Genomic DNA, 13,496 nt, shown 5'->3' with positions numbered 1-13,496 from the left:
ATTTTTGAAGAATAGTGCAAATAAATATGCTATCTTATCTTTGCAAAAAATTATTGACAGCTATGCCTGCATCATCCTCCGAAAAAAATAAATTAGGTTTATGGACCAGTACCTCCCTGGTGGTTGGTAATATGATAGGCGCTGGCGTATTTTTAATGCCGGCAGCTATGGCCTCCTATGGCAGTATCGGCTTATTGGGTTGGGTATTTTCGGCTATAGGCTCCTACTTTTTGGCCAAGGTTTTCAGTAATCTGAGCAAGTTGTTGCCGCACGCTACGGGTGGCCCTTATGCGTATACTCGCAACGGCCTGGGTGATTTTGCCGGTTTTCTGGTGGCCTGGGGTTATTACCTGGCTGTAGCCTGCGCTAATGCGGCCATCACCATATCATTTGTAAGCGCGCTGAGTACCTTTTTCCCGGTGCTGGCTTCCAGTGCAATCACTGCCATAGCTACAGGCTTATGTACCATATGGCTGCTTACCTATATTAATACTCGCGGCGTGGTAACCGGAGGCAAGGTTCAGCTGGTTACCACTATATTAAAGGTAACCCCGTTGATACTGGTGGCCATCGGCGGCCTGTTTTTTATACAAGCCAAAAACTTTTCGCCTTTTAATGGTAGTGGTACAACTATATACGGCGCCTTAACCGCTACGGCTACCATGACCATGTTTGCCTTTATTGGCATTGAAAGCGCCACGGTACCTGCCGGCAGCGTAGCCAATCCCGAAAAAACCATTCCCAGGGCTACTTTACTGGGCTTGTTGATCGCGACATTAGTTTATATCCTGAGCAGCTTTAGCGTGATCGGGATTATCCCGGCGGAGGCTTTAAAACATTCGGTTACTCCATTTGCCGATGCCGCCGTAGTGATATATGGCAGCAATGCCCGTTACTGGGTGAGTGCCGGTATAGCTATTGCCGCCTTTGGCTCGCTCAACGGCTGGACATTGCTACAAGGCCAAATGCCTTTTGCCATTGCCAGCGATAAATTATTCCCCGCCGCCTTTACCCGCAAGAATAAAAAGGGTGTGCCTTATGTGGGCATTTTGGTAAGCAGCGTGATGGTATCGCTTTTTATGAGCATGAACTATACCAAGGGACTAGTAGAGCAATTTCGTTTTTTACTGCTGTTATCCCTGTTATCTATATTGATCCCTTACCTGCTTTCGGCAGCGTCATACCTCATTATCCGGGTAAAACAAAAACAAGTAGATGGTTTAACAGGCGCAGTGATACTGGCTATTTTAGCTTTTGGTTATGCCTTGTGGACCATTGCCGGTACGGGTAAAGAAGCCGTTTACTATGGTTTTTTACTGCTGATGGGTGGCATACCGTTTTATGTATGGCTGGCTTATAAGAAGAATAGTAGGGACTGAGGAGTTGGCAGCGACTCACCCTGGCTTCGCCTGTGGCGGAAAGAAGGGATTACTTAGAAAAGTTGTCATCCTGAGTGATAGCGAAGGATCTTTTTCTATATACAGATCGCCTAATAGATCCTTCACTCCGTTCAGGATGACAAATTGATGTACTTATTACTTCTCGTTCGACATAGAGTAAGGTACATCATCGGCTTTAATACCGCGTTGTTTATTAGGTGTGGCAGACATATCAAAGTTCAGTTCGGCTCCGTTTAGTAAAGCTTTGTGACTTAGCCAGTTAAAATCATATGGTTTGCCGTTTACGGTTAAGCTGTTTACATATTTATTATCAGCATTGTTTTTGGGCGCATTGATGGTTATGGTTTTACCATTCTCCAGCTTTAGGGTAAACTTTTTAAATAGCGGCGCGCCTAAAACATACTGATCGCTGGCTGGGGTTACCGGGTAAAAGCCCATGGCCGAAAACACGTACCAGGCCGATGTTTGTCCGTTATCCTCATCGCCGCAGTAGCCATCCGGGGTAGCTTTGTACAATTTGTTCATGGTTTCGCGAGCCCAGTATTGGGTTTTCCAGGGCTCGCCGGCATAATTGTACAGGTATATCATGTGCTGTATAGGCTGGTTGCCATGCGCATACTGGCCCATATCGGCTATCTGCATTTCGCGGATTTCGTGGATTACTCCACCATAATAACTGTCGTCAAAAACAGGTGGCAGCGTAAATACAGAATCCAGCTTGGCCACAAACTGCGGTTTACCGCCTACCAGGTTAATCAGGCCTTGTATATCATGAAAAACGCCCCAGGTATAATGCCAGCTGTTGCCCTCTGTAAAGGCATCGCCCCATTTGAAAGGATTGAATGGTGTTTGGAACGAACCATCTTTATTTTTACCACGCATCAGTTTGGTTGAAGGATCAAACAGATTGCGATAGTTTTGGCTGCGTTTTTTATAAATATCGGTTTCAGACGCTGGCTTACCCAGGGCTTTGCCTAATTTATATATAGCAAAATCGTCATAGGCGTACTCAAGTGTGCGGGCGGCGTTTTCGTTAATCTTTACATCATAAGGTACATAACCTAGGCTGTTGTAATACTCTACTCCCCGACGACCGGTTGCATTCGGACCTTCGTTATTGGCGCCATGTTTTAATGCTTCATACAGTGAATTGATATCATATCCGCGCAGACCTTTCAAATAAGCTTCGGCGACTACCGATGCGGAGTTGTTACCGATCATACAATCGGCATATCCCGGGCTCGACCACTCGGGCAGCCAGCCCCCTTCTTTATAGGAATTAACCAGGCCTTCCTGCATTTCTTTATTTATAGATGGATAAACCAGGTTGAGGAATGGGTATAGTGCCCTGAAAGTATCCCAAAAACCCGTACCCGCGAAATAGTAGCCCGGCAATACCTTACCGTTGATAGGACTGTAATGCACGGTTTGCCCTTTAGCGTCAACTTCATACATGCGGTTAGGAAAGAAAAGCATGCGGTAAAGACTGGAATAAAAAGTACGGGTTTGGTCGATAGTACCGCCTTCTGGTGTTAAACGACTCAAGGTTTTGTTCCATACAGCTTTTGCTTTTTGGCAGGTAACATCAAAACTATCGATGCCCAGTTCGCGTTTCAGGTTCAATTCGGCCTGTTCGGTGCTGATATAGGATGATGCTACGCGCAGGTGTACCTGTTCGCCTTTTTTGGTTTTAAAGCTGATAACCGCACCCGCATGATCGCCGGTATACTCCAGCGAGCCATCTGTTTGCCAGTTGTGCCAGGTTGAAGCCAGCTCAAAAGGTTTATCTATATAAATAACAAAGTAGTTTTTAAAATTGGCAGGCACGGCACCGCTGTTTTTAGTGCTATAGCCGATGATCTTTTGTTCGCCGGGGATAATTTTCACGTATGAACCTTTATCAAAGGCATCTATTACGATGTGTGAACTGTCGCTTTTGGGGAAGGTGAACCTGAAATTGGCAGCGCGTTCTGTTGGTGTAAGTTCGGTAGTTACGTCATAGTCGGCCAGGTATACACTATAATAATAGGGTTTGGCAATCTCGGCTTTGTGCGAAAACCAGCTGGCACGCTGCTCTTCGTTCAGTTTAAGTTTACCGGTTTCGGGGAGGATGGAAAACATACCATAGTCATTCATCCATGGCGATGGTTGATGGGTTTGTTTAAAACCCCGTATTTTATCGGCATCGTAGGTGTATTGCCAGCCGTCGCCCATTTTACCGGATTGTGGTGTCCAGAAATTCATGCCCCAGGGCACTGCGATAGATGGATAGGTGTTACCGTTTGAAAGCGAAGGCTTGGATGCCGTCCCCATTAAAGGGTTAATATAATCAACAGGAGTAACAGGTGGAGTGGTTTGCTGTGCAATAGTTGCTATTGGTAAAAGGGCAAACGCCAAAAGGAATAATTTTTTCATTATTAATTTTTAGAGGGGGCTTCTGCTAAATCGTTTAATCAAGCTATGCAATATACGGCAGAATTCAATACTTTATTGTGATACGGTGATATTTTTTGATAAGGTTTAGAAGCTTATATACCATGTGTTAACCCCGGTAAAAGATTTTATACAGTACCCGCCAAAACAAGTACTGTATAAAATTTGATTACAAACTATTAAACACTACTGACTTATAGTTTTTTATAATAGATCAATTCTCCGGCTTCCCCGCTTGCAGATAGCTGTGAAGGGATAAATTGGGTGATGACCAATGCCGCTTTACCACCAACTGTTAAGGCTGTAATAGTTGGGTTTGCAAATGCCTGGCTACCGCCATCGGTATGGATGTTCAGCTTATCGGCATTACCTGTTTGGTAGTCATACAGGTAACAGCGCCAGGTACCGAAATCCCCTTTAGTACCCTGGCCTTCAATTAAACCAAAGTTAAAATTCTGAAAACTCAGGTAGCCGTCCCGGTCGCCGATATTACCCTTAACACCCCAATATAAAATGGCATTATCAATTTGCGGTTGCGCACTGGCATTCCAGCTCGACCAGGTGGTAGTACCGCGTGCCTGGCGATCAACATCGCAATTGGACCAGTAATGAAAACCCACATCAACAGAAGTACTGCTGGCCGAATAAATATTCGGCGTACCCTCTGCACAGGTTGATAAAGTATGCGGAGCCTCAAAGGTTTTAGCCACGGCACCGTTCTGCAGATCGGTCCAGCTGTTAAAATAGCTGAATTTTAAGTGGTTGTTAGGTTCTTGTTCCCAAACCATTACAAAACCGCCGGTTGAAGTAGCGGCAATGGTAGGTTGTGATGCCCCACCGGTGTTGCTGCCTGCCAGTTCGCGGATCCAGGTCCAGTGCAGCAGATCGGTTGATGAAGCCACATTAGTTTTGAATGTGCCGTTGATCATGGTATGGTACACACCTATGTACCCGCCCGATGGGTTGGCAATGATCTTGAGGCAATCCATGGTTTTGCCGGTGTTGTCGGTAGCGTTGTAAATTTTACCGTCGGCGGTGGTTACGTTTTCAATAATGCTGCGCAGGGCGGCTCTTGGTGCATCAGATGGCGGGGCCGCGGCTACTTTCTGTACGCTGTCTTTTTGTTTGTTGGCCGCGGTATTGTTGTTCTTTTGGCAGGAAGCCAATATCAGCAGCACGAGCATGCTTTTAATCATCATGGTGTGTGTTTTCATAGGTGGTTAATTTTGGTTAATAGATAATTGGTTAATTTCTTCTCTACCATTTCAAATCAACCTTAATACCATCCGGACTATTGCCAAAACCCAGGTAAAGAGTGTTTGACGATGCATCCCAGGATGTTTTCACATCGCTGATATTCTGGCCTGTGCTATCGGTCACCTTGGTTTCTTTGGGTTGCGCGGGTAACAGCACACGTACACTGTTTAATGTTTTTGCCGGGCTTTTGGCTACAAAAGAATAATCGTTATCCTGCCTGTTTTCGTCATAAATTCTTGATGCCGATGCCAGCACCTGTGGTAGTTTTTTGTTAGGTACTCGGTTCACCACATATAATAAGGATTGCTCGCCCGGGTTCACTACTTTCTCATTCAACACCGGCAATTGCGGATCAAACAGATCGATCACTGGGCCTTTGATAGTGTAGGGTTTGCTGTCGGGGTTTTCGTCCATTACGGATACCACATCATAAGGGCCGCGTTCCAGGTACAGACTGTTTTTAAAGGTGAGCTCGCCTGCTTTGGCTTTTTCCTCATAGGCTTGTTTTACGGTGCTAATGTAGTTATCATCTTTCCCGGCTTCCAGCACATACTCTTTAGGATTCTGCCTTAATACGTAAACTGCGCCTTTGCCGACCCTAAATTGCTGATCATCACCCGTTGGATTAATGTTGAGCAGCTTAAACAAATGCTGCGATGGCGCGGTAAATTTGTTACCCTTGGTATCCCACCACTCCATTACTGTTTGATATGGATCATCATCCCTGCCGCAATAAATTAAAACACCACCTTGCCTTACCCAGTTAGCCAGATAAGTATGCACTGCTGCCGATACCGGTTTCATGTTGGAATAACTCATCACTAATACTTTAATATTTTTTAGCGATGCCGGGTACTCCAGGTTTTCCATGTGCACGGTTTGTACCGGTACGCCACGTTTTAGTAAAGGCAGGGTTTGCCCGTAAAAATTAGAGAACTGTGGATCTTCAAAACCATTATGCGTTGGGAAACGCTGAAACATCAGCGTATTACTCATCAACACTCCAATACCGTTTACACCCGATACTTTGTTGGCGGATACCGGCATACTGTTCAAGGCGTTCACCATGATCTGCATCTGGGTAGAATAAAACTGCGGAATAAGCGTCTTTTGATCAGTACCAGCTACTTTGTATGGATGGGTGTAGATACGTTCGGGCCATGGCATCACCTCATAATCGGCAACCATGGGATATAATAGTTTGGCGGTGAAGGTAGCCTGGTAATTGCGTTTGTAATCGCTCCAGTCGCGCGGCCAGTCTTCAATCGGGTCGGTCAGGAAAAATACTTTACGACCGGTTGGCGCGGTCATAGAAACTACCGAACCATACTCCAGGAAAGCATTCTCGAACACCCGCTCTTTACGCTGACCATTAAAAAATGTAGGTTCGCGTGCAGTCCCTGTCCATACCTGCGCAATGTAGCCATCAATACCCGGCAGCGAAGCCAGGCTGGCTTCCGGACTCACAATTTGCCACGACGAATAATTCACCAGCGAGTGTGTAGCTATAAATACTTTAATATTCAATCCCTTGCTTTTGCCATAAGCCTTAGCGTAGTTGGATACTTCTTTTATGGTTTCAAAATACAGGTGATATTTTAATTTGCTAGACAAGTAAGTATTCTCGGCCGAAGCATCCTGCGGTTTCCAGGGGAAGCCATAATATTTTTGCCATTGCTCTTTAAAACCCGCGCTGTAACCCGCACGCGCCCAAAACTCTGGTTCTTCTAAAAACAGGGTAGTGATACCCGCGTTGATCACTTTTTTTACCACCGCGGTTTTCATGTACTCTATAAACGAAGCATCGGGCACTATATAAGGCATATTGTGGCCGTGGAAGATGGTATCACCTTTCATAGTTACCTGGCCTACACCCAGGTGGTTTTTGCCATCCCATTTTCCTAAAAAATAATCTTTATAGTCGCCCCAGGCTATGCCGGTCATAAAATTTACCTGGTAACCGTGGTCGCGCCATGATTGTACCCGCTGTTCAAAGGTTAAACCCGGACGATCATTAGCGCCATAAACAATGGCAATGTCTGACCGTACGTCGATCTCAGGAATCCAGGGACTGCTGGTCTGGAAGGCCGTTTTCTCCGGCAGTTTTTGCGCATAACCCGCAAATGACCATGCTACAAGGCAACAGGAAAATAGAATATTTTTCATTAGATATAATTTGTACTACTAAAATAGGCAGAAGGACTGATGTCCTTCTGCTTCACTATATGATAAAATTTAAGGAACGGTTACTACTTTAACGTCGGTATAATTATAATAATTTAAGCCATAGGCTATCCTGGCGGCTACCCTGATAAAGTATTCGCGTTTGCCCGGTAAGGGGCCACCAATGGTAGTTAAACTAACCGTTTTCCCTACCGAACTGCTGGCATTCGATCCGCTAAGTGTTGGTGTATAACGGTTATCATAATTATTATTACCCACATATTTGTTTGAGTTAACAAACACGGCCACGTCGCTTACATCCTGCTGAAAGTTGGGATCGCTGGTGCCACGGGTAATTTTAAAGCTGGTGGTTATGGTGCCATCTGCGTTCAGAACCGGGTCGCCAACCCAATCGATCCTCAAAAATGGATCAACCGAAAAGTTAACCGTAGTTACCCCTTTCACGTCAACTGTCCGGCTTTTATCTACAATGATTTTGCCGTTATTATCCACCTGTACCATCGGCACAAAAGGTCCTTCGGCCGAAATCACATTTTTACCAGCAAACAGTTTGGTATTAGTATAAGTACCATCCTGAAACGAGGATATATAAAAAGGTGTAGGATTACTACTCCAGCTTATCTCCAATAATTTGATCCTGGTGCCCGAGCCCTGCTCGGTTTGTACACTTTTACCGGTAGCGGCATCAGTCACCACACCTTTTAAAGTTACATCGGGTGCGGCATAATTATCAACCTTGCTGCATGAGCTGCCTGCGGCAACCAGTACACTTAATGCTATGCTATAAAATATAGTTTTCATTGGAATAATTTGTTTTTAATGGTAATGAAGCTATCATGAGCTATTCGTTTTGTTTTTAGCGGCAGCTCATGATGGTCATCTCTCTTAAAATTAATAACCCGGATTTTGAATTAAATTCTGACTCTTCTGTATCTCGCCTTGCGGAATTTGCTCATAGTACCAGCGCACATCAAAAGTATAGCGGCTGTTGCGCTCATCTAAACGGGCATCGAAAAAGTACTTACCGTCGTTAGCCGAGTAAAACGGCATCAGGGTACGGTAAATGGTACTGTTCTGTTCCTTATCTATCACCCTCCAGCGACGCAGATCCCACCAGGTTTTGTTTTCAAAGCCCAGCTCTTTTTTCCGCTCAGTGCGTACCACATTAATATCGCCCAAGTCAGCCGGGCTCAGCAGTAGGTTGGCGCCTGCCCTATCGCGGATCTGGTTAATGGCGGTAAACGCATCCTGCAAGTAGCTTTTGTCGTTTTGCCCTAAAGCATTCAGCTCCACTGCCGCTTCAGCGCGGTTTAACAGTACTTCGGCATAACGCATCTCCAGCCAGGTTTGGTCAGACCGGTTTTCCAGCACTTCGGATGTTGGCTTATCAGGCACCAGGTTTTTGCGGATAGAGAAGCCTGATACCGAGCAGGTTCCGTCGCCGGTAAAATAACCGCTTAAACCGGCTGGGTTCATGGTTGTTCCATTAGGTAGAGTGTAGGGAGTTTGGTTGGCATTTGCCGATTGTATGATATGATCTGTAGGGTAATGCGCAGTTGAACCGGCTGGTAAAAGCGGACTGATACCGCCTGCTGAACTGCCGGTGTAAATACCACGGCGTATCTCAATGTTCACCCCTTTAAACGCATCGCCAGGTAAAATAACTGTCGCCCGCAGCCTTGGTTCGGCATTGGCAAACAGATCCATGGTATTGGTGTACAGGTCATATTTACCACCGGTTGTGGTTTTAATAGTACCATCGGCATTTTTAGGGATGCCATCAAACATCTCCACAAAATTTAGCGTAGGATTAATTTCAGAAGAATATCCGTTTGCGCCCATCAGTTGGCGTGGTACATTATAAGCATCATATCCATGCACCGATTCGGGGTAGTGATATTGGCGCACAAACACATTCTCCGGACTGGTGGCATCAAAAAATAGGTTCACATAATTCTGATACTGCGCGTTTTTATCGCCGGCTGCCCATGCTTTTTTATACAAACTGTATTTACCATCCAGCAATACAGCGGCATCATAAGCGGCTTTAAAATAAGTAACCGCTTTAGCAGCCGGTATACCGCAAAGCCTGTTGCCGCCACCATCGGTAAGGTTAATGTTATTGTATTTGGCGATGGAGCCTGCGTACAACATAGCACGTGATTTAAAACCGGCAGCTACGTATTTATTGGCCCGGCCTACCTGGTTGCTCTCGCCCATATTGGTATAAGCGTAATCCAGATCAGTCGAGATAAAATCATAAACTTTTTCTTCTGATGATCGTGGAATTTTTAATTCGTCGATACTCTGCTGCGGATATTGCAACACTTTATCAACAATGGGTACACCGCCGTAGCGTTTTACCAGTGCAAAGTAAGTGGCAGCGCGCAAAAACCGGGCTTCACCCAGCCAGGCACTGATTTGTGCGGGTGTATAGTTCGACGCGTATTTAGGCAGCGTTTCCGAAAAATAGTTGGCATCCCTAATAAGTGTATAACAAAGCGACCAGGTAGTAGGTCTGCTATCAAAAGTTAGGTTCTCCTGCATGGCGCCATTTTGGTCGCGGCTCAAAGCCTCGCCGCTCACGGCACTGAACGGACTGATGATCCAGAAAAAGTTTAAACCCCGTGCCGGCGAATATCTGAAATCCTCAATGGGCAGTTCGGCATACATGCGGGCCATATAGGCTTGTATACCGGCACTATTCGAGAAAATGTCAGCGTCTTGAACAATGCTTGGTGGTGGTGTATCGAGCTTTTTGCATGCCGATACCCAGCAAAACAAAACAGCAAATATGATATATGTGTATTTTTTCATGATCTGTATGGATTATAATTTAACATTTACACCAACGGAGAATATTTTATCTAATGGGTATAAATAGCCGTAATTGGCCGATGGGTGTTCCGGATCAAGGTATTTTAAATTGGTGATGGTTAGCACATTGTAACCATTTACAAAGATTCGTGCTCCTTTGATACCTAATCTTTTGGCCACGGCCGGTGTAATACTGTAACCCAATTCGGCCGATTTTAGCCTTACATAAGCCGCGCTGTGGATATTGGAAAGCGAGTTAACATCGGCCGTGGTACCGGTAAGGGCAAAGGTGCCCGGTGTCCATACGGTGTTAGGGTCGTAAGGGTCGGCCTTAGGGTCGGTTGGGTGATACCTATCCATAAACATGGCCAGCGCGCTGCCCCCACCCCAAAGCGGGATGTTGAGCTGTTCGATATAAGACACGTTGATACCGGTAGCACCCTGCCATACGGTGCTGATGTCAAACCCCTTATATGAACCGCCCAGCGTTAAGCCAAACGTGGTTGATGGTACGCTATAGTTGTTATTACTTACATTTTGCGCAATAGGGTGTACGTCCTGATCATTGATCACGCCGTCGCCGTTCCAATCTTGCAGAATATAATCGCCCACCACCGCATTACGTGATACAAACTGCGGGCTGTTCAATATCTGCTGATAATTCTGAAATTGCCCGTTTGAGCCATATCCCCAGAAAATATTGCTGTAGCGGTTATCGTTATTATTATGCCAGTTAAGTTGGGAGTTGCCATACTCCGAATGTACCTTGCTGATCCATTGGGTACGGGTATAACCAAAGGTTCCTTTTACAAAATAATTAAAGCTGCCTATATGGTAACGGTGATTCAGTTCGATATCGAACCCTTGCGCACGATCGCTGTTCAGGTTTTCCTGTGGCAAACCGGCCCCTACTACACCTGGTAAATTATCGGCGCGGGTATCCAGTAAGCCGCTCCTGTCGCGCCTGAAGGCGTCAACGGTTAAACCCAGTAAGCCGTTCCAGGCCTGCAGGTCGATACCTGCATTGTAGGTTTTAGCTACATACCAAAAAATATAAGGATTTGGAATACCCCGGCTTTGCGCCCCATTTACAAAAGTGCCGTCAAACACCGAGCCCGGAGGCGTTTGATTATTATCGCCATTTGCCGGATAGTTATAACCGCTCAAGTACTGATAAGCATTTAAGCCTGCATCATCACCCAATTTGGCATATGATAAACGGATCTTAAGATCATCAATAAACGACAGCGCTTTTGACTTTTTCCAAAAATCTTCCTGAGATACCCGCCATCCTACTGATGCACCCGGGAAAAAGCCCCAGCGTTTAAGCGGGGAATTTTTGGAGCTGCCATCATCCCTGAAACTGAATTCGGCCAGGTATTTTCCTTTGTAATCGTAGTTCACCCTGCCCACAAATGATTTGGTGATATAATCATAAGGGTAATTATTATCTACAGTGGCTGTTTGGTTTAACGCATTACCAGCCCCTAACTGATCAACCGGTAACGACAGCTGGCGTTGCGCGTTAAAATTATCCCCTTTTTGCTCGCTCTCTTCATAAAGCGCTAAAGCAGTAATATTATGCCCACCCTTAAAAGCGCGGTTATAGTTTAATGATAATTGCATTAAGCTGGTGGGCTTTTCGTAAAACTGCCTGGTTAATGAACCCGGTGTTTGATTGGCTATAGCGCTATACGTTTGGGAATTGGCATCATAAGTATACTGGTTGTATGACCTTTGGTATAGTTTATTGCTCGACATGTAATAGTCGTAATTATACAAACCTTTAGCGCTCAGTCCCTGTACAAACGGTACATTGTAGGTTGCAGAAACTGACGATTGCAGCCACTTATTGTTGATTTGTTTATAACCATCAATATCGGCATCGGCCATGGCTACCGGGTTTGATCCGTCAACCTCGCCATTGGCCAGGTAAGCAGGGTTATTATTGGCATAAATGCTTTGTGTAGGTATCTGGCGCCAGAACGACCGGATGATCCAGGCGGCATCCTGGTAAGGCTGGTTCTTTTGCTCCAGGGTTCCGCTCAGGTTTACATCAATAGTGAGGTTTTTATTGACTTTGGTGGTCAAGTTCGAGCGCAGGTTATACCTTTTATAGTTCAGATCACCGCTCTTAAAAAAGCCGTCCTGATCGGTAATACCCATACTCACAAAATAGCTGCTGTTATCGGTACCGCCTATGGCATTCAGGTTATGCTGCTGCTGGGGGGCGCTGTTGGCAAAAACCGGGCTATACCAGTCGGTGCTCTTTTTAGCCCCGCTCCGATAAGCGGCAAAGTCGGCATCGGTATATTTAACCTGCCCGCCGTTTACGTTATGCAGTAATTGCTCATTAACTAGTGTCATGTAATCAACAGCACCCACGGGTTTTGGCATGTACGATGGTATTTGCCAGCCGTAAGTGCCGGAGTAATTCAATTCTACAGTACCTTTTTTTCCTTTTTTGGTGGTCACGATTACCACACCGTTTGCCGCGCGTACACCATAAATAGCAGCCGAGGCATCTTTCAGCACCGAGATACTTTCAATATCATTGGGATCTAAGCGGGAAATGTTATCACGAGGTACACCGTCAATAATCACCAGCGGATTGCCAAAGCCACGGATATCAAAAGCATTATCGAATGAGCCCGGTTCCGATGAATTTTGTACGATGCGTAAACCAGCTACTTTACCGGTAAGCATGTTCAGCACGTTCTCGTTTTTGGTAGTTACGATCTCCTTGTTGGTAACCGATGCGATAGACCCGGTTACGGTTGCTTTTTTCTGCGTACCGTAACCTACTACCACTACCTCGTTCACATTGGTGGCATTGGATACCATGGACACTTTGATGCTCGTTTGGCTGCCAATGGCAACCTCCTGCGAAGCGTAACCCACAAACGTAAATGCCAGGGTTTGGTCGTTTGAAACGCTGAGGGTAAACTTGCCATCAACACTGGTAACGGTACCAATGGTTGTACCCTTGATCTTTACGCTTACACCGGGCAGCCCCTGTCCGGTTTCGTCCACAACCGTACCGGTACGATTGGTTTGGGCCATAGCCACCGAGCATACAAGCAAAAACAAAAGGGCCATGATACCATGCCGTATCACCCCTTTAAATTTTGCCGGATAATGGATACCATGGCACCCACCATAATAGGTAAAAATTTCCTTCATAAATTAAATTGATTAAAATGGTTTATAATAATTTGCCCAAATGAATGTTTGGTATAAACAGGCTGGTTAAACCTGCACATTGGCACTAAGCGTTCATTTGGCGCAACAATTATATACCCGGTGGTATTAAAAGATGGGTTAATAAACGGGTTAACATGGCTAAAATTTCATTAACCATAGTGAAATAACTCTACAGGTCATCCTGAACTTGTTTCAGGATCT

7 protein-coding genes are annotated in these 13,496 nt (G+C 45.5%); 1 reads left to right on the top strand and 6 read right to left on the bottom strand.

The genetic code is table 11. The annotated features are described in order from the left end of the window. The first annotated feature begins 62 nt into the window (after positions 1 to 62). Positions 63 to 1,379, top strand: coding sequence for an amino acid permease (locus BW976_RS20050; protein ID WP_076375796.1), 1,317 nt, complete (start codon positions 63 to 65; stop codon positions 1,377 to 1,379). Between the two features lie 156 nt (positions 1,380 to 1,535). Here BW976_RS20050 and BW976_RS20045 read toward each other — a convergent pair whose 3' ends face one another. The 6 genes from BW976_RS20045 to BW976_RS20020 form a co-directional block, all read right to left on the bottom strand. Further along, positions 1,536 to 3,815, bottom strand: coding sequence for a GH92 family glycosyl hydrolase (locus BW976_RS20045; RefSeq protein ID WP_076375794.1), 2,280 nt, complete (start codon positions 3,813 to 3,815; stop codon positions 1,536 to 1,538). 212 nt (positions 3,816 to 4,027) lie between these two features. Next, the gene (locus tag BW976_RS20040) at positions 4,028 to 5,047 is read right to left on the bottom strand and encodes a hypothetical protein (RefSeq protein WP_217696284.1); all 1,020 of its coding nucleotides are present in this window, start codon (positions 5,045 to 5,047) and stop codon (positions 4,028 to 4,030) included. 43 nt (positions 5,048 to 5,090) lie between these two features. Then, positions 5,091 to 7,256 carry a hypothetical protein gene (locus tag BW976_RS20035; RefSeq protein WP_076375792.1) on the bottom strand — a complete coding sequence of 722 codons (2,166 nt, stop codon included), beginning with the start codon at positions 7,254 to 7,256 and terminating at the stop codon, positions 5,091 to 5,093. A gap of 69 nt (positions 7,257 to 7,325) precedes the next feature. After that, positions 7,326 to 8,075 (bottom strand): DUF3823 domain-containing protein, encoded by a 750-nt coding sequence (locus BW976_RS20030; RefSeq protein WP_076375790.1) that lies wholly within the window; start codon positions 8,073 to 8,075, stop codon positions 7,326 to 7,328. A 90-nt stretch (positions 8,076 to 8,165) separates the two neighbouring features. Next, a complete protein-coding gene (locus tag BW976_RS20025) occupies positions 8,166 to 10,091 on the bottom strand; it encodes a RagB/SusD family nutrient uptake outer membrane protein (protein WP_076375788.1) in 1,926 nt (641 codons plus the stop codon). 12 nt (positions 10,092 to 10,103) lie between these two features. Further along, positions 10,104 to 13,274, bottom strand: a complete 3,171-nt coding sequence (locus tag BW976_RS20020; RefSeq protein WP_084192282.1) for a SusC/RagA family TonB-linked outer membrane protein — start codon at positions 13,272 to 13,274, stop codon at positions 10,104 to 10,106. Positions 13,275 to 13,496: the final 222 nt, after the last annotated feature.

This window comes from Mucilaginibacter lappiensis, assembly GCF_900155965.1.
Classification (GTDB): Bacteria; Bacteroidota; Bacteroidia; order Sphingobacteriales; family Sphingobacteriaceae; genus Mucilaginibacter; species Mucilaginibacter lappiensis.
The sequence above is the reverse complement of the archived record's forward strand: the minus strand, read 5'-3'. Positions and strand labels throughout refer to the sequence as shown.